Genomic DNA, 21673 nt, shown 5'->3' with positions numbered 1-21673 from the left:
CAAGAGTAGAATAGCCAAGGTTTACTCTGCAACCACTGCGGTAAATAAATGCCTCTGCTTTCGCCATGGAAACCGCCCTTGATTATCCCACTCAAATCTTTTCGTTGCTTCGGCATCATGGCAATTGCCAGACTTTTTCTCCGCGGTAATCTGATCACTATATCTCATTTGAAATCACCCGGTTTGAAGCGTTTATCTCTGCCTTCTTTGGTTCGGTCATCCATTTTGGTCGGTTTGGGCGTCGCTTTTATGCTGCCATTACCAGAGGGCTGGAATGCAGGCTGGCGAGCTGAGTTCCTCAACCGCATGCATGTACCCATGCTGGGAGTCTGCTGTGTGGCGCTGGAGGTCTTGTGCAGATCCATTATCCGCAAGAACAAGCGCCGCCTGTTATCGGCTGCCCTGTCCGCATCTCTTCTGGCCGCCTTGGTGGAAATCGTCCAACCTTGGTTTCACCGCACCGCAGACATGGGGGATTTCATGTGGGGCATGGCAGGGATTGGCGCCGCCACCCTCTGGAACAGTGCCGTCATGTTTCATTCAATGTGGCTGCGAGTAATCGTGCGCGTTCTGGCCATGGTTGGCCTTCTATCACCGCCTTTGGGATGGACCGCGAAGGTCATGATGGCAAGACAGTCTGCTGAGAGATGGTTTCCTGTGCTGACTAATTTCACCGAAGAATTAGGAGGCTTTTTTTGGTCATTAGAACCTGCGGGGGATGTCTACAGCCAGCAAATCAAGCGACATGGCCAAATGATCCTGGAACGCACCGGTCAAAAAGCGGCCAGCGCGCATCTAGATACCCTCGATCGTGATTGGACGTCCTTTGATCGCTTGGAGATTGACGGAACGTTGGAAGCTTCGGCGGCAGTCGAAGTGGGATTGCGGCTCGACTTAAACAGTGCAGCAGGGCCACGCCTTCGGGCCGGAGCGTGGATGAAGCCGGGCCGACACCAAATTCAAATCCAATGGCCAAGCTCCAATCTGCCCCAGCATGTACACCAGTTGGTCCTCTTTCTGGCGGCAGGAGAGCCTGCGGCCTCCCTGCAAATCCACCAGCTTCGCTTGGTGCCGCGTGAGGACCTGACCGAGAAGCTCAATCAAGGAGCAAGCCGTCAATAAATCAGCCTGGCATGTAATGATTCCCCGCATCTGCGGGGAATGACTGCCCGGCATGAACTGCGATATTTGCGAAACCCCGTTTCTCTTCGCATGTACATCATTCGCAATAAGGGCATTGAAGATGACCCCGCCACCAAACACGGAATTGATTTTCGTGCAGGTAATGCCGCAATTTTCAACTGCTTCTTAGTGCTAGCATCACATCGTTCCGCCGAACCTGCGCCAGCAGTCAATTTAAGCGAATCGAAAGCCACTTGGGCTGGATCTGATGCCTTCGAAGTGCGCAGGACATCACTCGCGGCATGAACAGGGCAAGTTCCAGCTCTTTGGACTACGGACATGTCAGCATGCGGGACTTCGCCCGGGTGTTCCCGTTCTACTTTGCCTGGGATGCCAATGACATCATCACAGAGTCCGGTTCCTCTCTGATAAAAATCTGCCCGCGGGCAGTGCCCGGAGCTCGGTTGCAGGATGTCTTCCATTCACAAAGTCCCGAAGGGGAATTTTGTGACGCCCATGCGCGTGCCAATCCGGAACGCCTCTTTCTACTCGAAGACCGGAGACAAAGAGTGATCCTGCGTGGCCAGGTCATGCTCCTCGAGCGTCCTCGGCGCGGCATCATGCTTGCCTCGCCCTGGCTTACGGAGCCGGACCAGGCCCATCAGATGGGCCTGACGACCCAGGACTTTGCCGTGCATGACCAGACTCTGGATCTGCTGCAGGTGCTGCAGATCCAGCGCAAAGTGACCACGGATTTGCAGCGTCTGGCCAGCCAGCTCACAGAGCAGCGCATCCAAATGCGCGAACAGGAGGAACAATCCCACAAGCTGGCACTTGTCGCGGCAAGAACAGACAACGCAGTGATCGTCACGGATGCAGCGGGGCACATCGAGTGGGTGAATGAAGGCTTTACCCGGATGACCGGCTGGCAGTTGGAGGAAGTTATTGGACGTCAGCCCGGAGACTTTTTGCGCTGTCCTGAGGCAGACCCTGGTGCGGACAACTTCATGAACCAATGCCTGCAGCAGCAGCGCGGGTTTCGCGTCGAGATGCTCAATTATCACCGCTCCGGCAGCAAATACTGGTCTTCGATCGAAATCCAGCCGATTCGCAACGAAGCAGGCGAAGTGGTCAACTTCATGTCCATCGAAAGCGATGTCACCCAGCGTCGGCAGGCAGATCATCGTCGTGCGTTGCAGTTCTCCACCAGTCGCGCACTGGCCGAGGCTGATTCGATTCGCCAGGCTGCGGCAAAGGTCATTCAGCTTATCTGCAACCAGCTCGGCTGGATCGCAGGATCACTATGGATGCTGGATGCTGATCAGCAGAATCTGCATCTCGCGGAAATCTGGCATTCACCGCTCAAGGACATCACCCCCTTTGTGGAGCTTTCACTGTCTTTGACCTTTAAAGCCGGCCACGGATTGCCGGGTATCGTTCTGCATAGTGGAGAGCCGCAGTGGATACGGGACGTGGCGGAACACGCCGAGTGCCCGCGCTCAGGCATGGCCAAGAAGTGCCATTTGCACGGCGCGATCGCATTCCCCATCGTGGCCCAAGGAGACATTCTCGGTGTCCTTGAATTGTTCAGCTGTGACGCACACGCCCCGGAGGAATCTCTGCTGGAGGCATTCTCCGGCATCGGCAACCAGCTGGGCCAGTTCATCGTGCGCAAATGCGTGGAACAGAATCTGGTGAGTGCCAAGGAGGCCGCAGAGAGCGCCAATCGCGCCAAAAGCGAGTTCCTGGCCACCATGAGCCATGAAATCCGCACACCCATGAACGGCATCATCGGCATGTCCTCCTTGCTGCTCGATACGCAATTGGATTCCAGGCAGCATGAAATGGTGGATGCCGTGCGCCAAAGCGGTGAAGCACTCATGACCATTATCGAAGACATCCTCGATTTTTCCAAAATCGAGGCGCGCAGACTGGACCTCGTCGATGAAAGCTGCCGCTTGGATTCCATCGTCGATGGTGTCGTGGGTCTGCTGCAGCACAAATCCAACTCACGCGGCGTCGATTTGAAGGTAGAGATTGATCCCAATGTGCCTCTCGCCCTCAAAGGTGATCCCGGCCGCCTTCGCCAGATTCTGATGAATCTCGTCGGCAACGGCATCAAATTCACCGATCACGGCAGCATCTGCATTCAGGTCAGCCGCGTGGCCGTTCCAGAAGGCGCGCCTGAGCAGATCGAGATCAGTGTGATCGACAGCGGCATCGGCATGAATGAGGAGCAGCAACGCAAGCTCTTCCAAGCATTCTCACAAGTGGACAGCTCCACGACCCGGCGCTTCGGCGGCACGGGCCTGGGACTTGCCATCAGCAAACGCCTCGTGGAGCTGATGGGAGGCTCCATCGGCGTGGTCAGCACGCCGGGTCTCGGCTCGCGCTTCTGGTTCAGGCTGCCTGTGCGTGAAGACTCCGAGGCTGAAAAGCAGGCCGAAAATGAACTCAACGCAAAATCTCAAGAAGAGTCGCTCCATCCACCTTGCGCGTTCAAACCACGTCTGCTGGTCGTCGAAGATAATGAAGTCAATCTGCGCATGGCCATCATGATGCTGGAAAAGCACGGCTTCAGCGCCGACGTGGCCCGTGATGGAGAGCAGGCCGTCGATCAATTTGCCGCGCGTGCTTATGACGCCATCCTGATGGACTGCCACATGCCACACATGGACGGCCACGAGGCCACACGTGCCATTCGTGAAATCGAAGCCAGCACACACTGGCAGCGCCCGCGCTGCCGCATCATCGCCATGACGGCGAACGTCATGGATGGCGAGCGTGAGCGCTGCTTCGAAGCGGGCATGGATGACTACATCTCCAAGCCATTGCGAGCCAAGGCGCTCACCGAGGCTCTTGCGCGTATTCATGTGCTGGAGCCGGCCAAAGAGCCGGAAAACGCCAGCGGCTGGACCGAAGAAGAAGTCAGCACCGCCAAAGATGCCGTCAAACTGCTGGCGGACGAATTGAGCGTCGAAGACACAGCAGAATTGATCGAAAACTGGCTCAAAGACACGCCGGAACGCATCACCGATCTTGAAAAGCTCGCGGCGGGTCAGGATCAGCCCGCGCTTCAGCGCACCGCACATTCATTGAAAGGCAGCAGTTCGCTGTTCGGCCTTACTCACATTCATTCCCTGTGCCGCGATCTCGAGCACCTGGCTGAATCTAACAGTCGTGCCGACCAGCCATTTCTAGTAGCGCAGATCAGGCGTGGTTTTGCCACGGCCGAACCCTCCCTGCGTGAAGAATTGACTCATCTCCGCACCACCACCATCACCTCATGAAAATTCTATACGTCCACGAACGGTTTGGTGCCCTTGCAGGTGCCGAGGCCAACGCCTTCATCACCGCTCAAGAACTCAGTGCACGAGGCCATCACACAGGCATTTTGCACGGCCCAGGCACCGGCAAAAATGAGGACGGCTGGAGCCGCGTGTTTAATGAACGCTTTGCGCTGACTGGTGACTGCGCCGCCCAGACTCGTGCCGCCCTCGCAGCATTTCGGCCTGACGCAGTTTATGTGCACAAAATGGCTGATCTCGAAGTGATTCAGACCCTGGTAAATAGCGGACTGCCGCTCGTTCGCATGGTGCATGATCACGACATCTACTGCATGCGCAGCTACAAGTATCATTACTTCTCCCGCAAAATCTGCACTCGTGCAGCATCCCTCTACTGCGTGTTTGGCTGTGGAGCCTGTGTCGTTAAAAATAACAGCGGCGGCTTCCCGCTCAAATGGGTCAGCTACCGAGCCAAGCAGCGCGAGATCGCTCTCAACCGTCGCTTTCATCGCATGGCGGTTGTCACGGAATACATGCGGGATGAACTGCTTCACAATGGCTTCGACGCCGGACGGATCGAAATCCATGCCCCCGTGCCACGCATGGGCGACCCCGGCCTGCGCAGCTCCTTCAGCGATCGCAATCTCATTCTCTACGCAGGCCAGATCATTCGTGGCAAAGGAGTGGATGTGCTGCTGGAATCCCTCGCCCGGGTAAAGTCCAAGTTTGAGTGCATTATTCTAGGAGATGGCAATCACAAGACCTACTGCGAGGAGCTGAGCCGCAAACTTGGCCTTGAAGACCGTGTTCATTTCAAGGGCTTCATTCCGCAGGAGGAACTCAAGGCCTACTACCGCGAATGCAGCGTTGTCGCACTCAGCAGCGTGTGGCCGGAGCCGATCGCAACCATCGGTCTCGAAGTCATGCGCTATGCACTGCCAGTCGTGGCGTTTGACGCCGGTGGCATCAAGGACTGGCTCAAAGACGGATTCAACGGCCATCTCATTCCATGGATGAATCGCGACGCATTTGCCGCCGGCCTCGATGATCTGCTGCAAAATAAAGCGCGGGCAAAACAACTGGGTGAAAACGGCCTCCGGCTTGTCAGCGCACGCTACGATTTCCCCGCCTATATCGCCGGTCTTGAGACGATGTTTGAGCGTGCCATCGACGAATCCAGCCAGTGTGCCCCACACAGTCCCCCACTTGAGGGGGGTTACAGTTCAAAGCCCGCCATTACAGTTCCTGCGTAATGAAAAAAACGTCCGTTTCCGATGAACCCCAAGTGCGGCGCATCCTCAAGGCCCAGAGCCGGCTGGGGCGCCTGAGAATGCGCTTTGCCATGCGTTTCAAACGCTGCATGTGGCTCGCTGTCGTGAACGGCACACACGCCGTCAAACGACTGTTCGATATCTTGATCAGCATCATCGCATTGATCCTTGCCGCACCGCTGATGACCGTCATCGCCCTTCTGATCCGCAGGGACGGAGGTCCCGTTTTTTTCAAACAGCGGCGCATCGGATTCAATGGCCGTGACTTCGAAATGCTGAAGTTCCGTTCCATGTGCATTGATGCAGAAGCCAGGCTGAACCAGCTCCTTGCCCAAAACGAAAAATCTCAAGGCGTCACCTTCAAGATGAAGAACGACCCGCGCGTCACTCCTATCGGACGCTTCATTCGCAAAGCGTCCATCGACGAACTGCCCCAGTTCCTCAATGTGCTCAGGGGAGACATGTCCATCGTCGGGCCGCGTCCCTGCCTGCCACGTGAGGCGGCGCTTTATTCCAGCGCCGACCGCCGCCGTCTGCATGCCAAGCCAGGCATCACCTGCCTCTGGCAGGTCGGCGAGCGTGAAGGCCGCTTCTGGGAAATCGGCGACCGCAACAACATCGACTTCGGCGAGCAGGTCTCCCTCGATGTGCGCTACATCGAAAGCCACTCCTTCCTGCGGGATCTCTGGATTCTGCTCAAAACCATTCCAGCCATCGTGTTGGGCAAAGGCATGTAACCATGGACGTTTTTATCATCTGCCCGGATTATCGTAAATGCGCCGGCTTTGCCCGCCGCATTCGTCCTCTCGCTCTCTGGCCCGTATTGGGCCGCACTTTGCTGGACCTCTGGCTCGAGCATCTCGCCGCAGCAGGAGTCAAGCACGCCACCATTCTGGCAGCCGACCGGCCGCAGGAGATTCGGCATGCCGTGGATCAAGGGGGACGCTGGGGGTTGTCCATCACCGTTCTGTCCGTCAAACGCGAGCCCAGCATTGAAGAAACACGGTTGCGTTTCACAGGCAAAGACTCATTGGGAACAGCTCCCAACATCATCACGCTGGATACCCTGCCGTCGATGCCGCACAAGCCGCTGTGGGAAAGCTCCGCTGCTTTGTTCGAAACCATGCTCGGCAATCTGCGTGGCACCCCGCCCGAATCGCACCTGACCATGCGCGAGATCGCGCTAGAGGTGCATGTCAGCACACGGGCGCGCATTGCTGCCACGGCAAAAATCGAAGGCCCGGTCTGGATTGGCCCCCAGGTCATCGTCGGAGACAATGCACAGATTCTCGCGGGCACGGTCATCGAAGAAGCCGCTTACATTGACCACAACGCCATCATCAGTGAGAGCTGGGTGGGGCCGAATACTTATGTGGGCGCCCTGACCAATGTTCACAACTCCTTTGCCTGGGGCGGCGGCATCGAAAACTGGAGCAAGGGCTCGTTCCTGGAGGTGACAGATGACTTTCTGCTCGCGAACCTCACCCATCAGCCTTTTGGCGGCGTTCGCAGCGGCTGGCTTACCCGCATTGCCGGGCTCCTGCTGATGCTGCTGACTTCTCCGCTGGCTCTGCTGTATGCACTTTGGACCCGCATTGTGAAATGGCAGTCGGCCTTGGAGAGCCGGCAGGTCGTGCTGCCTCCGCCAAACAAGCAGGACCGCTTCAGCCCCAGCACACGGTTATACTCCCTTACTTCTGCACCAGGTCTATTTTCCCGCTGGCCTGAACTGTGGTCCGTCTGGCGCGGCGACATGCACCTCGTGGGCAACCGTCCCCTCTCCCAGGCACGCGCGTCGCTGCTGACCAACGAATTTGAACGCATGTGGTTCGACGCCCCCGCTGGCGTCTTCTCCTACGCCGACATCATGAACGACGGCATGCACAGCACTGACAACGACACCGCGCACAGCGCATGCTACGCCATTCATCGCAGCCTGCGGTTGAACATCCGCATTCTGATGCACTGCCTGCCACGCTTTTTATTGCCTCTGTCCCGCAAGGACCATGGCATTCCCACCAACAGCTCAACCCAAACCTGCACCTAATCCATGACACTCACCGCATCCGCCCAGATCACCGCCCCTGCCGAACTCTGCGCCGCCACCGCACGCCTATGGCGCGACCGCCTTGATCTTGAGATCAAACCCGGGCATGAAGAAGTCTGCATTGATTTGTCCAAGACACGTTTCATCGACAGCTCAGGCCTCGGCGTCCTGCTGACACTGAACAAAAACCTCCGCGCCCGTGGAGCCAGCTTGAAACTGATCAATCCTTCATCCGCCGTCTGCCAGCTGATAGAGCTGACAAGACTTCATCGCGTTTTCGAAATGATCCACGATTGATCGCTCATGTCGGTTCCCCAGCAGCAATTCGACGGCTTTCGGCTCGATTTTCCAGCAACGCTGGATGATGCGCGCAATGCCGTTCGCTCGGTCATTGAATGGCTGGCAGATCAGCAGATCCTCCCGGACGAGTGCCAGCAATGGGAACTGGTGCTGGCAGAGGCAGCGAACAATGCAGTAATTTACGCCCCCCACGCACAGTCTCTGCTCACGGTCCGCATCGAGGCAGCGCTGTCCGCGCACGACATCGAAGTACGCATCACCGATCACACCAGCGGCTTTGACTGGCCTGACCATGTGGAGCTGCCTGAAGACGATGAGTGCGATCATGGACGCGGCCTCTTCATCATCAGTTCTCTCACCGATCACGTGTCTTACCTTCGTGGCAAGGGGCACAACGTGCTCTGCCTGAAGTCGCAGCGCAAATCCATCCCAAAGCCCCAGGAGGACACCGAGGCAACTCTCGAACTCATGACCGCCGAGGTCGCCTCATGTTACGAAACGCTTGCCAACATCTTCCGGCTCATCGCCGATGCAGGCAATGATGTGGAACCCGTCGCACTCGCTTCGCGCTGGCTTGAAGAACTGCGTGAACTTGCAGGCGCAGATTTTTTGGTGCTGCGCATGGCAGGCACCGAAGCTGGCAGGCTTCCCATCGTGGGCGGTGTGCCATCAGCCATCGCCTGGGAGCCTCTGCTGGAACTTCGCAACAACGATGCCGTTGAAACCCGTGCTGCCGTCACACGTCAAGATCAATGGTTTGATGAAAGCACCACCTTTGCCACCGCAGATCCGCTGCGAAAAGCAGGCGAACATATCAGCGGACTTTCGCATCCGCTCGAAAGTGGTGGAGATCTTGCCGGTGTGCTGACTGTGGGCGTTTTCAAACCCCGCTGGGAGCCTTCTGCACGTGAATTGAATGTGGTGCGCAGCCTTGGCGATTTTCTTGGTGCTCTGCTGCACGGCTTGCACCGGCGGGATGAAGCCAATCAATCCCGCCTCATGAAGCGGGAACTGCAGATCGCCGCTGACATTCAGCGCTCCCTGCTTCCGGCTGAGCTGCCGCAGACACCTTTCGTCCACTGTGCGGCCCACCTGGCCACCGTGGGGGAAGTGGGTGGAGACTATCTGGACGCCATCCTCCTGCCGGACAGCAGCCTTTTGTTTGTCGTGGCTGATGTCATGGGCAAAGGCGTCCCTGCCGCATTGTTTGCCACCGCCTTTCACAGCCTGCTGCATTCTCATCTCGATCTGGCTTCGCAGCCATCACGTCTCATGCGACGCCTGAACAAGGCGATGTTTGCCGAGCTGGATCGGGCCGACATGTTCATCACAGCACAGCTCGTTCATATCAGCGCAGACGGCCTCACGCTGCAGGTCTGTGGTGCCGGACATGCTCCGCTTCTCCTCAGTGGTGGCAGTCAAATTCAAGAGGTCTGCGCCGACGGCCCACCGCTCGGTGTCACTGCTGATGCCGACTACCAGGATTTTTCTGTCAGCCTCGCCTCATACACCCATGTGCTCCTGCACACGGATGGCTTGAGTGACGTGGTTTCCGGTGGCGGCATTCTAAGTCGTGATGAACTCCACACCTGGCTTCGGGGCGTGGCAGCGGCGGCCTCAGATGCCGGCACTTCACGCGACAGCCTGCACCGTCTGCACCGCAGTGCGGTCGATGCCGCAAGCCAGCAGGACGATGCCACCTTTATGATTATCACCCGTGGTGCGCAGACGCTCACCGCCAACACCCAAAACTCACTGTCTCATGCCAAAGGATAGACCCATACTCGTCGTCGATGACGAGCCACACATGCGCCGGGTGGCCGAACTCAGCATGAAGCCGCTCGGTCACCCCATCCTGCTTGCTGGAGACGGGCAGGAAGCTGTGACACTGGCAAAGAGCCAGCATCCCTGCGTCATTCTGCTTGATCACATCATGCCGGTGATGGACGGCAAGGCCGCCCTGCAGGAGTTGAAGTCCGATCCCTCGACACGCGACATTCCCGTCATCATTCTCAGCTCCAGGGGTCAGCTTGCAGTGGGCCAGTACCAGGGATTTGAGACCGCCACGATGTTTGTCTCCAAGCCTTTCAGCCCCGCCCTGCTCCGCCGTGAAGTCGAGCGGTTGATCTTAGCCTCCGAGCCTCTGGAACCTCAACTTGCCACCGTATGAAACAACGCCTGGATCTTTTCATCATGATCGACGCCTGCGGGTGGGAGATCATCAAGGACCGACCTCAGTTTCTCCGCACACTGGCGCCGCATCGTCGCAAACTCGAAAGCGTCTTCGGTTACAGCAGCACCTGCGTTCCTAGCATTCTCAGCGGTCACTGGCCAGATGAGCATCACAACTGGTGCTACTTCATCCATGATCCAAAGAACTCCCCCTTCCGCAGTCTGAGCTGGTTGCGCTGGCTCCCCAAAGCGCTGACCAGCCGCCGCATCGTTCGGCGTTATCTCACCAAGATTGTAAAATCGACGCTTGGGTTCAAAGGCTACTTCGATCTCTACAACATTCCCTTCCATCTCATCCACCTGTTTGACTTCACCGAGAAGAAAAGCCCGCTGCAGCCACGCGGCATGAACCGCGGCCCCAATGTGTTTGATCTCCTGGTGGAAAAAGGCGTGCCTTATTTTGTCACCGAGCCCAATTTAAGCGAAGAAACCAATCGTGATTGCTTGATTGCCGACATCGAAGACGAACGCATCGACTTCGCCTTTCAGTACTGGGCCGGGTTGGATGGCCTGCTGCATCGTGTGGGCAATCAATCGCCGGAGATTGACACCAAACTTGCTGAGTACGAAGCCTGGATCACCCAGACCATGGCGGTGGCTCAAAAGCACTACCGTGAGGTCAATCTTCACGTCTTCAGCGACCACGGCATGGCAAACTGCGATCAGCATCTGGATCTCCGCAGTAAAATCGACGCGCTGGGTCTGCGCATCGGCACCGACTACAATGTGGTCTATGACAGCACGATGGCCCGCTTCTGGTTTTTCAGCGACGTGGCACGCCAGAAGATCCCCCTCGTTTTGCAAGGCGTTCCGGAAGGCCGCATCATGCCAGATGAAGAGCTGAAGCGTTTCCGCGCTCACTTTGCAGACGGACGTTTTGGGGAACTCATCTTCCTCGTCCAGGAGGGCGTGCTGATTGTCCCCAGCCACATGGGCGAGCGTCCCATCCGTGCCATGCATGGCTATCATCCGCATGATCCCCAGAGCTACGCGACGCTCTTTAGCAACACGTCCAGTGTCCCGCCTGACATCACGCACATTCCGCACATTCATCGCCTGATGGAAAAAGCTCTGGAACGACCGGAGGTCAAATGTGCCGAGCCTTCCATCCACGCCCTGGCAGCCTGACATCAGCAGACTCAGGCACAGTACTATCGAAAAAGTTGGATGGGTTCCAAAAATCCATGTTTGCCACTTCGTGGCTAAATCCTGCGGCCGTCGGCAGCCATCCGCATCATCATTGCTGTTGCTCCCAACCTCCGGCTGAGGCTCGGCAAGGAGCTGCTACAGCAGGCTCATGCCCTCGAATGATGCAGGTCCATCGTGAGGAGAACACTCAGTTCCCCCTTCACTGAGCCCATGTTATTAACCCATTCCCCGCAGCTGCGGGGATTGTTGAGCGCAGGACTCACCGCGAGATTTTTAGCCTCACGATGACCTACGCCACCGTCAAACAAAACATTTGGAGCAATGCTATCTCCAACTACCTGCGCACTTTTGTCGGCATCGTTGTCGGACTGGTTACTTTTCGGTTGTTATACCAGGCTCTTCCGCGCGAATCGTTTGGCTTTTGGTCTCTGCTCTGGAGCGTTTTCGGTTACGGCATCTTGCTAGATTTTGGCTTTGGCTTTGCCGCACAAAAACGTGTCGCCGAACTCTCGGTCACAGGTGAATGGCACAAGCTCAGCCAGGTGCTGAGCACCATCTTGTTCTTCTATCTCGGCGTGGCCGCTCTCATGGCCGCCACCGTGGCGCTCGGGGCCGATGGCATCGTGCGCGCGTTTGGAGTGTCCGCCGCCAATCATGCTGAGTTTCGCATCGTGCTGATCGTGTTCTTCGCCGCCATCGGCCTAGCGTTCCCTCTGGGCATATTCCCGGAAATTCTGCGGGGTCAGCAGCGCATCAGCACCGTCAACAACATCATCACAACGGCCATGCTCCTGCGCATGGCCGTCATTGCCTGGGCAGTTTACGCAGGCTGGGGCCTGCTGGCCATCATGCTCACGGCATTATTTTTTGCCCTGGCACCAGACCTTGTATCCGCCTTCTTCGCGCTGCGCCACATGCCAGAGGTGAAGCTGCGGCCGCGCTTTTTTTCAAAGTCCATCATGCGTGAAACGATGGGCTTCTCCATCTTCGCCTACATCAGCACCGCCACCAACATCGTCCTGGGAAAAACAGACCAGCTCGTGCTCGGAGCCACTCTTTCCATCGGTGCCGTGGCCATCTATCAGGCCGGGGCCAAAGTCGCCGAAGTATTTGCTCAGTTCACCAAGCAGTTGCAGGATACCCTGTCCCCCGCTGCGGCGCATCTTCATGCCACCGGCGACCACTCTGCGCTTCGCGATCTGCTGCAACGCGGCACGCGATGGAGCGCCATCATCGCCACACCGCTGTATGTGCTCTGCGCCTTTGAGCTGGAGCCCCTGCTCAAAGTGCTCACGGGAGACAAGCACATCGCCACTGAAACCTGGCAGGTCGCCCAGGTGCTGCTGCTCTGGTTCTACAGTTCAGCGCTCACTCACAGCGTCAGCAAACGCATCTACATGATGTCTGGTCATGAGCGTCGCCTGATGTGGCTGGGCCTTGGAGAGGCGGCGGTGAATCTCGCATTGAGCATCACCCTGGCGCTGATCTTTAAAAATGTGGTCAGCGTGGCGGTGGGCTCGCTCATTCCTACCCTTTTCTTCGGCTGGTGCCTGCTCTGGCCCTGGGTGGCCCGGGATGTGAGCCTCCACCCATGGCAGTTGTTTCGTGAAACGGTGCTGCCAAGCTGGATTGCCTGCATTCCCTCCGCCCTCATTCTCGGCGCACCGCTTTTCTTCCCAGAGTTGCAGATCGAAAACACCTGGCTGCGCATTCTTCTCATGGGAAGCGCAGGCGGACTAACCGCTCTCCTCTGCATGTGGTGCTGGTCATTGACAGCTTCAGAGCGCCAGATGCTCCGCTCACGATTCCCCTCCCCCTTCCGTAAAAATCCACCCGCGCTTCAGACCGCGTGATCTGTCATGCAAGCATCCCACATTCTCCGCAAATACGATCCTGTCCAGTGGGGCGGAACCGAGACGGCCGTGCAACGCCTTATTCAAGGGTTGCAAACGCACGGCATTTCCTCCGTGGTGCACGCGCCGCAAAATGCCGGGCCCGACGGCATCGATCCTCTGCGCGATGCAGGTGCCAAAATTCAGCGTTATCGTGCCTTTGTTCCCGTGCTGGGAATTTCTGCCGCACAACGCGACGCGCTCGTTTCATGGGGCGGCAATTTGTTTTCGTTTGAGCTCTTCCGGCAGCTCCGGGCCAGCCGTTCACAGGTGATTCACTCACATGCACTCAATCGAATCGCTGGCATCAGCTTGATGGCAGCAAGAACACTCGGCGTCCCTCATGTCATCACCTTGCACGGAGGTGCACTCGATATTCCTGATGAAGTAAATGCCCAGCTCACCGCTCCGCTGAAAGGTGGCTTCGAGTGGGGGAAGGCCCTCGGCGCACTCGTGCGCAGCCGTCATGTGCTGCAAAACACGGATGCCGTCTTCACCTGCAATCCTCGCGAAGCAGCCCTGCTCCAGGAAAAATACCCCCGGCCACGCATCATCGTTCAGCCACACTCAGTTCCCGCCGCCCAGTACGCGGTGGACAGCCGCGCAGCCGCGCTCAAAGCCTATCCGCAGATCGCCAACCGTGATCTCATCGTCAAAGTCGCACGCCTTGATCCAGCCAAAAACCTGCCATGGCTCGTGCGACAACTGCCCGCGATCAAACGCCGCCATCCACGCGCCATGCTCGTGCTCATCGGAGCGGGGACCACTCAGTCCGTAGTCGAAGAGCTTCATCGCGAGATCGCCCGTTTGGGCTTGAGCAATGACATCCTTCTCACCGGGGGCCTTGAATCAGGCTGCGCTGAATTGATCGGCCTTATCCAGTCCGCACGCCTGTTTGTCCTTTGTTCGACCGCAGAGCCGTTCGGCATCGTCATCCTGGAGGCCTGGGCCGCAGGCAGCCCGGTACTTTCCTCGCGCACCTCCGGCCCTGCATCGTTGATCGAACATGGCCGCACAGGCCTGCTCTACGACCTTGATCAGACCGCCGATTTTCATTCCGGCATCGACACCCTCATGATGAACAACAAGCTGCACCGCCATCTCAGTTCGGAAGCTCTGGATCATGTTCGCGCGGAATATGATGTGCCCACTGTCGCAGCTCGTGTCGCACGTGTTTACGAGGAATTGGTCGAAGCGAAAAACCTTAAAGGCTCTAAAAGTCAAACTCACCGCCAGCCAGTTCACTTCGCCGCCAAACTCTCATGAGTGATCCTCTCATCAGCATCGTCATGCGCTCCTTCAATGAGGCTTGGGCGCTGAAGGAAACACTGCCTGCGCTTATCGCGCAAAACTGGCAGAACCAGGAACTGATCGTAATCGACAGTGGCTCGACTGACGGCTCCCAGGAGCTGATCCGTGCCGCGAATCCGGCACACTTCATCCAAATCACGCCTCAGGAGTACAATCCCAGCCGCGTGATGAATCACGGCATGCGGCTCGCCAGCGCAGAACGCGTCATCTTTCTCAACGCTGATGCGACACCGCAAAATAATCACTGGTTGAGGCCCCTGGCAGAAACACTCGCCGACTCCAGAGTCGCCGCGTGTTTTGGGCGGCAGATTCCACGCCCCGACTGCCAGGCGGTGTTTGCCTGTGACTACGACCGCTGCTTTGGGCCTGAACGTGAATCCGCGCACTGGGATCATTTTTTCAGCATGGTCAGCAGCGGCCTGCGCAAAGACGTATGGCAGTTGCGCGGTTTCCGCGAAGACCTTCAATACGCTGAAGACGACGAGTACACACGCTGGTGCCGGGCGCAGGGTTACAAGGTGGCTTACGTCCAGGAGTCAGTGGTGATGCACAGCCACAACTACACACCGCAGCAAAGCTGGAAGCGTTCCTTTGGGGACGCCCGCTCCATCGGCAAGGCATGGTCTCAGCGACCGGGCGTCTTCAACTGGCCCCAGACTGTTTTCCTCGGCTGGCTGAACGATGTGCGGCATGACTTGCGCTGGTGCCTCACCCATGGTCGCCTGCATGAGATCGCTCACGCCATGCGCATTCGCTGGCAGCAGCGCAGGGGCAAGCTGGCTGGATTCCACCAGGGATGGCGTGAACAGCAGGAGGTGTCCTCATGAAAATTCTCGTTCTTACCAATCTCTATCCACCTCACTACGTTGGCGGTTATGAACTGCGCTGCGCTGCAATCACCGAGGCGCTGCGGCTGCGCGGCCATGACGTGCATGTGATCACTTCGAATCATGGAGTTCAAGGCAGCCGTCCGCTCGCAGAACCTCACGTTGATCGAAGTTTGCGCATTCACGGCTACTACGGTCACCCGTGGCTGGGATTGAGTGCGCTCAAGCATCTCGAACTCCACAACAATCATACCGTACGTGAGGCTCTCGCCATACTGCGGCCAGATGTCGTCCATGTCTGGTGCATGGGCGGCCTGTCCAAGTCCCTCTGCCTCACCCTTCAGCGCAGCGGCGTGCCGACAGTCTATGATGTCAGTGATCACTGGATTTTGCGTAGCCTCACAGGTGATGTCTGGCTCGACTGGTGGAATCGCAGCCAGGGATCATTCGCATCACGCGTGCAGCGCATGCTTTGGACCCTGTGCGGAGTCCGGAGGCGGTGCGATGAAATTGCTCCCACCAGCCCCGTCTCCGAGATCCGTTTTAAACGGCTCTATTTCACCAGCGCCCGCCTGCGCGAGCTCACGGCCCAGCAGGGCTACGATGTGATGCATGGAGGCGTCATCCACTGCCCGGTGGATACCCAGCATTTTAAGGGCACCCCAATAACCCGCCCTCCAAAAAACTGGCTCTGGGTCGGGCGCCTCGCCGAAGACAAAGGCATCTTGACGGCTCTGCGTGCACTGCTGCTCATCAAAAACTCCTTTGCAGGCGAACTGCACGTCTATGGCAAAGGAGACGACGCCTACGTGACCATGCTGAAAAACTTCGCCGCGGGAAACGCCCTCCCGGTCACATGGCACAGCGCCACGCCCTCAGAAATGCCTGATGTCTATCGTGCTCATGATGCCCTGCTTTTCACCTCGGAGTGGGAGGAGCCATTTGCACTCACCCCCCTTGAAGCCATGGCCTGCGGGTTGCCGGTCATCGGCACCATGACCGGCGGCAGCCGCGAACTCTTCCGTCACGGTCAAAACGCCGTCACGTATGATGCTGGAGCCGCCACTCAGCTGGCGGAGCGCATCCTGCTTTTGCAAACCGAAGACCATCTGCGCACTCTCATCGCCCAAACAGGCCACCACGAAGTGCATGAGCGCTTTGCCATGGCTCCCATCGTTGATCAGGTCGAACAATACCTGCGTGAATCCATTCCAGTATGAGTGCCCGCTTCACCATCGACGGCAATGACAAGCTGGAACAGCACCTGGCTGTAACCTGCACTCACGTGCGTGCTGGTGTTGAACGCATCGTCCCGGCGGGCAAACTCGAAGGCCTTGCGCTTGCCGGCGGCTATGGCCGTGGCGAAGGCGGCGTACTGCGCGAACATGGCCAGGACCTTCCCTACAACGACATGGAGTTCTTCGTGTTCATCCGCGGCAGCACATTGATCAATGACCGCCTTTTCAATGCTGCACTGCACCAGCTCGGGGAGTCGCTTTCTCATGCGGTGGGTCTGGATGTCGAGTTCAAAATTCTTTCCACCGCGCGGCTCCGTCGCAGCCCTGTTAGCATGTTCTATTATGATCTGGTCATGGGGCATCGTTGGATCATCGGCGGAGAAAACCTATTCGCCGGATGCGAACACCACCGCGACGCCAGCCGTATTCCCTTGCATGAAGCCACACGGCTGCTCTTCAATCGCTGCTCCGGCCTGCTGTTTGCAAACGAAAGACTCGCCCAGGAACAGTTCAGCGCCGCAGACGCCGATTTTGTCGGGCGTAATCTCGCCAAGGCACAGCTGGCCCTCGGTGATGTCGTGTTGACGATGGCTGGCCTTTATCATTGGAGCTGCCGAGAACGCCACCGCAGGCTTCTGGAGCTAGCCGGAGTCGATCCCTCCCTCATTTCTCATCATGCCGCAGGAGTGGAGTTTAAGTTGCATCCTCAGCGCTCACCCCACACGCGCGACGAATTGCGCCAGCAGCATTCGGCGCTGTCTCAGCTCGCCCAGAATATCTTTCTCCAGCTCGAAAGCCGCCGCTTGGAAATCAAGTTGTCAACACCTGTGGATTATACCACCTGCAAGACCAACAAGTGCCCTGAAGTACCGTTGTGGAAAAACGTGTTCATCCATCTCCGCGCACGAGACATACCATCAAGCATCACCCGTTATCCTCGTGAGCATCTCCTCCATGAGCTGGTGACAATGCTTTGGACTAAACGCCACGCCACCCCGTCTGCCATCCAGCAGTACGCGGCGCTTTGGAACCGGTTTAACTAGGTCCATTTCCCCCCACTTGCGGGCGATGCATTCGTTCATGATTTCAGCTTTGGTACGTGCAGTTCTCCCTGCTCATGCACATCCTGGTTGTTTACCCTTACATCCCCTACCCGATCGACCGCGGCACCTATCAGCGGGTGTTTCATCTGCTGCGTGAGCTGGCCAAAAATCACACGATCGATTTGATTGCGCTCTCCGAAAAGGGCGAGCGCGTGGAGCATCGCGGCATCTTCGAAAGCTTCTGCCGCAAGGTGGTCTTCGTTCCTTTCGAGCATCCACCATGGCCAAGCTTGTTTCCCGACCGTCTTTTCAACTCTCTGCCAACGACAATCCGTCACTGGTGGTTGCCTCAGCTTGCCGACACCATCGGCAACATGCTCGACCAAAATGAATACGACATGGTGCATGTGTGCGACATCGTCATGGCGCAGTACTTCCTCAAAGACCATTTGGAGATACCGCTGAGCGTGGACCGCAGTCGGGTGGATCTGCAGTTTCAGAAGGAGCAGTACGCGCGCATGCCCAAAGGCATCAAATCATCCCTCCTTTACCGCGAGCAGGTCTGGAAGCTGCGCCGGTTCGAGCACAAGGTCGCCCGCCGCAGTTCTGTGCAGGTGGTGTGCGGCCCGGATGACGAGACTTTCATCCGCTCCCAGGTGAGCACCCATGTGCCAGTAGAAGTGGTTACGAACGGGGTCGATCTCGACTACTTCAGCCCCAATTCCGCAGAGGTCTCCCGCGATGCAGCACCCACGGTTCTTTATTGCGGCGCCATGGACTACATGCCGAACGTGGATGCCCTGCGCTGGTATTTTGGTGAAATTCACCCGCGTCTGAAAAAGCTGGTGCCAGACCTGCAGGTGTTGATTGTTGGCAAATCACCGACCGAAGAAGTCAAAGCTTACAGCAGACTGCCAGACGTCACCGTGACAGGCGGCGTTCCGGATGTGCGGCCATGGTATCGTCGTGCCTGGGCGCAGATCGTGCCGCTGCGCATTGGCGGCGGCACCAGGCTCAAGATTCCGGAAAGCATGGCGATGGGGACTCCGGTGATCAGCACCACCATCGGCGCGCAGGGCCTGCATCTGGCCCATGGCACGGACATTCTCCTGGCTGACACCCCTGAAATGTTCGCACACTACACCGAGCGCATGCTCCATGACGAAGCGCTGCGCCAGAAAATCGAGGAGCGCGGCATGCAGACCTGTCGCGGACGCTTTGGCTGGCCCGGTCTGGGTCAGCAGCTCAGCAGCTACTACTCACAGCATTTCCAGCCGGCAAAGAACTCCCATGAACACAACTGAAGCAGCATTCACACCACGCAGCGGACCGTCGTTGTCCATGCTCGGCGTCCCGTTCGACAACGTGACGACTGATCAGACTCTGGAGGCCATCTCCGGAATGATTGCCTCGCGCAAACCTCATTACATCGCTACCGCAAATGTCGATTTCACCGCGCTCGCCATGTATGACGAGGATCTGCGTCGCATTTTGCTCGATGCACATCTCGTGGTATGCGATGGCATGCCCCTTGTCTGGGCCTCGCGCTGGCTCGGCAATGCGCTTCCAGAACGCGTGGCTGGCTCTGACCTTGTCCCAAAGCTCCTGGCTCTCGCAGAAGAAAAAAACTGGAGCGTTTATTTTCTCGGTGGGAAGAAAGAGGTGGCAGAGAAGGCAGTCCAGGTCGTCCAGGAGCGCCACCCAAGGCTAAAGATCGCAGGCGTCATGTCTCCGCCGTTCAAGCCTCTGCATGAAATGGATCATGCAACCATTTGCGCTGACATTCACTCCACCAATCCTGATCTGCTGTTTGTGTCCTTCGGCTGTCCGAAGCAGGAAAAGTGGATCGCCATGAACTACCAGCGCGCCGGAGCACCGGTGACGATCGGCGTCGGGGCAACGATCGACTTTCTCGCAGGCCACATGCAGCGCGCGCCGCTCTGGATGCAAAAGATCGGACTCGAATGGCTGTACCGGCTGCTCCAGGAGCCACGGCGTTTGTTCAAACGCTACGCCACGGATTTCGTGATATTCGGACTGACGATTGTGAAACAGTGGTGGTTGACTCGAAGCAGCAGACGCACCACCCCGGCCCCTCCGCTCATTCCCACACCTGCCAAAACCTCGGATATACAGCTTTCGAGTGTTCCGGAACTTTTCTGCCCCGAGCGCCTGGATGCAGCGGAGGTGCGCGTCATCGAGCAAGTTTGGATGCACACCCTCGAAGGACCAGAAGAGGGCATCATCATCGACTGCGGCGGCGCTCAGTTCATCGACAGCACCGGTCTTGGCCTGCTCATGCGCATGCAAAAACGCTGCCGTCAGTCTGGCAAGCAGTTGGTGCTGTCCACCGTCTCGCCCGCAATACTCAAACTGCTGCAGATGACCCGGCTAAACTCCATCTTCAGCCAGGCGGCCAGCCGTGAGGAAGCGCTGAACAAAATCTTGAACGCCAGCGCACCTGCTTCTCCATCCCCCACCAAGACCGTGCCACTTCACCTCGACTGGAGCGGCGCAGTCACCACTAGTAGTGTGGATGGCCTCTGGCGTGGCGCACTGGGAGTCATCCAGAATGCTGCCGATGCCCGCAATCCGGTCGTTATCGATCTGAAAGGGGTTCAGCTCATGGACAGCGGCGGCCTGGGCCTGATGGCCCGCTTGAAGGATCATGCCAGCAGCCAGCACATCCACCTGCGCTTCACCAATGCCAGCCCGGTCGTGCATGAATCCCTGCGTCACGAACAAATGGAACATCTTCTCGCATCATGAAAATCGCCATCTCCACCAGCGTCATCCAGCGCGGTAAAACCGGCGTGGCTCAGTACGTTCTGGCCCTCACCAAGGCGCTCCTGCCTTACGCGGACGTGGTCAAATTTCACATCCTCGCCCTGGCCCAGGATGTGCCTCTGTTCGAATTTGCGCGAGGAAGAATGCAGATAGTCCCGGTCGACGAGCATTGGCGTCCCGCCGTGCGAAACATCTGGTGGCATCAGCAGGTGCTGCCAAGATGGCTCGAAAAGCAGGAGATCGATGTACTGCACGTGCCCAGCTACCGCCGCATGGTTCACACCGCACATTGTCATCTCGTCTCCACCATTCATGACCTTGCCCCGTTTCATGTGAAGAAAAAATATGACCTCGCCCGCATGATTTACGGCCGTGTCATCGTGAAACATCTTGCCCGCAGGCAGAATGGCATCATTGCGGTCAGCACCAGCACGGCCCAGGACATTGAGCACTACTTTGGCGTGCCGGTCCAGAAACAGAATGTGATTCTCAACGGCATTGATCACGCACGTTTTAATCCGGGAGACCGCGCCGCCGCCTGTGCCCAGGTGGAACAACGCTGGCAGCTGAAGGAGCCCTTCTTTCTTTATGTGTCGCGGCTCGAGCATCCGGCCAAAAATCACACTCGTCTCATCGAGGCCTTTGATCAGTTCAAAACCAGCACCGGCTCCCCCTGGCAGCTTGTGCTGGCAGGTAGTGACTGGCATGGCGCAGAACACATTCACTCGGCAGCACGGGATTCCCGCCACGCCAAGGACATTCGTTTCCTTGGGTTTGTCGAAGACACCGTGCTGCCTGATCTGTACCGTGCGGCCTCCACCATGGTTTACCCTTCATTGTTTGAAGGATTCGGCCTCCCGCCCATCGAGGCCATGGCTTGCGGATGCCCTGTCATCACTTCGAAGTGCGGCTCGCTGGCTGAAGTCGTCGGCACTGCTGCACGCATCATCAACCCCGAGGACGTCGGAGACATGGCTCAGGCTCTGCAGGAGGTCGCTTTGCATCGCGAAAAGCGGGAGGCCCTGATTCCAGCCGGCCTGCAAAATGCCAGACGCTTCAATTGGGACGACAATGCCAGACGCGTCATGGAGGTCTATGAAAAACCCTTCACTGGTTCCCGCAGTTGGGGGGGTTGAGGGCAGGGGGATCGGGGCAGAAGTTTCTTCA

Annotated in this window: 18 protein-coding genes; all 18 read left to right on the top strand. The window is 57.7% G+C overall.

What is annotated here, in order from left to right:
* Positions 1 to 78 precede the first annotated feature (78 nt).
* The 18 genes from WAW39_RS27705 (at position 79) to WAW39_RS27620 (ending at position 21642) form a co-directional block, all read left to right on the top strand.
* Positions 79 to 1122 (top strand): hypothetical protein, encoded by a 1044-nt coding sequence (locus tag WAW39_RS27705; RefSeq protein WP_422322548.1) that lies wholly within the window; start codon positions 79 to 81, stop codon positions 1120 to 1122.
* Positions 1123 to 1212: 90 nt separating this feature from the next.
* Complete coding sequence (locus WAW39_RS27700; protein ID WP_422322546.1) at positions 1213 to 1428, top strand: hypothetical protein; 216 nt, start codon at positions 1213 to 1215, stop codon at positions 1426 to 1428.
* Positions 1425 to 4412 carry an ATP-binding protein gene (locus WAW39_RS27695; protein ID WP_422322544.1) on the top strand — a complete coding sequence of 996 codons (2988 nt, stop codon included), beginning with the start codon at positions 1425 to 1427 and terminating at the stop codon, positions 4410 to 4412. The genes WAW39_RS27700 and WAW39_RS27695 overlap by 4 nt, the downstream gene beginning before the upstream one ends.
* Complete coding sequence (locus WAW39_RS27690; RefSeq protein WP_422322542.1) at positions 4409 to 5662, top strand: glycosyltransferase family 4 protein; 1254 nt, start codon at positions 4409 to 4411, stop codon at positions 5660 to 5662. Before WAW39_RS27695 ends, WAW39_RS27690 begins: the two co-directional genes overlap by 4 nt.
* Complete coding sequence (locus WAW39_RS27685) at positions 5662 to 6417, top strand: sugar transferase (RefSeq protein ID WP_422322540.1); 756 nt, start codon at positions 5662 to 5664, stop codon at positions 6415 to 6417. Before WAW39_RS27690 ends, WAW39_RS27685 begins: the two co-directional genes overlap by 1 nt.
* Positions 6418 to 6419: 2 nt before the next feature.
* Entirely contained in the window at positions 6420 to 7727 is a 1308-nt protein-coding gene (locus tag WAW39_RS27680; protein ID WP_422322538.1) for a sugar transferase, read from the top strand.
* A 3-nt stretch (positions 7728 to 7730) separates the two neighbouring features.
* A complete protein-coding gene (locus WAW39_RS27675) occupies positions 7731 to 8024 on the top strand; it encodes an STAS domain-containing protein (RefSeq protein WP_422322536.1) in 294 nt (97 codons plus the stop codon).
* A 6-nt stretch (positions 8025 to 8030) separates the two neighbouring features.
* Positions 8031 to 9803: a SpoIIE family protein phosphatase gene (locus WAW39_RS27670; protein WP_422322534.1), complete on the top strand. Its 1773-nt coding sequence runs from the start codon at positions 8031 to 8033 to the stop codon at positions 9801 to 9803.
* Complete coding sequence (locus WAW39_RS27665; protein WP_422322532.1) at positions 9790 to 10197, top strand: response regulator; 408 nt, start codon at positions 9790 to 9792, stop codon at positions 10195 to 10197. The genes WAW39_RS27670 and WAW39_RS27665 overlap by 14 nt, the downstream gene beginning before the upstream one ends.
* The gene (locus WAW39_RS27660; protein WP_422322530.1) at positions 10194 to 11387 is read left to right on the top strand and encodes an alkaline phosphatase family protein; all 1194 of its coding nucleotides are present in this window, start codon (positions 10194 to 10196) and stop codon (positions 11385 to 11387) included. The genes WAW39_RS27665 and WAW39_RS27660 overlap by 4 nt, the downstream gene beginning before the upstream one ends.
* A gap of 305 nt (positions 11388 to 11692) precedes the next feature.
* Positions 11693 to 13261 carry a lipopolysaccharide biosynthesis protein gene (locus WAW39_RS27655; protein WP_422322528.1) on the top strand — a complete coding sequence of 523 codons (1569 nt, stop codon included), beginning with the start codon at positions 11693 to 11695 and terminating at the stop codon, positions 13259 to 13261.
* 6 nt (positions 13262 to 13267) lie between these two features.
* Positions 13268 to 14566: a glycosyltransferase family 4 protein gene (locus WAW39_RS27650; RefSeq protein ID WP_422322526.1), complete on the top strand. Its 1299-nt coding sequence runs from the start codon at positions 13268 to 13270 to the stop codon at positions 14564 to 14566.
* Positions 14563 to 15438 (top strand): glycosyltransferase family 2 protein, encoded by an 876-nt coding sequence (locus WAW39_RS27645; RefSeq protein ID WP_422322524.1) that lies wholly within the window; start codon positions 14563 to 14565, stop codon positions 15436 to 15438. Before WAW39_RS27650 ends, WAW39_RS27645 begins: the two co-directional genes overlap by 4 nt.
* On the top strand, positions 15435 to 16658 hold the full coding sequence (locus tag WAW39_RS27640; protein ID WP_422322522.1) for a glycosyltransferase family 4 protein: 1224 nt from the start codon (positions 15435 to 15437) through the stop codon (positions 16656 to 16658). Before WAW39_RS27645 ends, WAW39_RS27640 begins: the two co-directional genes overlap by 4 nt.
* Positions 16655 to 17719: a hypothetical protein gene (locus tag WAW39_RS27635; RefSeq protein WP_422322520.1), complete on the top strand. Its 1065-nt coding sequence runs from the start codon at positions 16655 to 16657 to the stop codon at positions 17717 to 17719. Before WAW39_RS27640 ends, WAW39_RS27635 begins: the two co-directional genes overlap by 4 nt.
* A gap of 74 nt (positions 17720 to 17793) precedes the next feature.
* Entirely contained in the window at positions 17794 to 19023 is a 1230-nt protein-coding gene (locus tag WAW39_RS27630; RefSeq protein WP_422322518.1) for a glycosyltransferase, read from the top strand.
* Positions 19010 to 20488, top strand: coding sequence for a WecB/TagA/CpsF family glycosyltransferase (locus WAW39_RS27625; protein WP_422322516.1), 1479 nt, complete (start codon positions 19010 to 19012; stop codon positions 20486 to 20488). Before WAW39_RS27630 ends, WAW39_RS27625 begins: the two co-directional genes overlap by 14 nt.
* Positions 20485 to 21642, top strand: a complete 1158-nt coding sequence (locus WAW39_RS27620) for a glycosyltransferase family 4 protein (protein ID WP_422322514.1) — start codon at positions 20485 to 20487, stop codon at positions 21640 to 21642. The genes WAW39_RS27625 and WAW39_RS27620 overlap by 4 nt, the downstream gene beginning before the upstream one ends.
* Positions 21643 to 21673 lie beyond the last annotated feature (31 nt).

The organism is Prosthecobacter sp., from assembly GCF_049294395.1.
In the GTDB taxonomy this organism is placed as follows: domain Bacteria; phylum Verrucomicrobiota; class Verrucomicrobiia; order Verrucomicrobiales; family Verrucomicrobiaceae; genus Prosthecobacter.
Note: the sequence above shows the minus strand (reverse complement) of the source record. Positions and strands in the feature narration are given on the sequence as shown.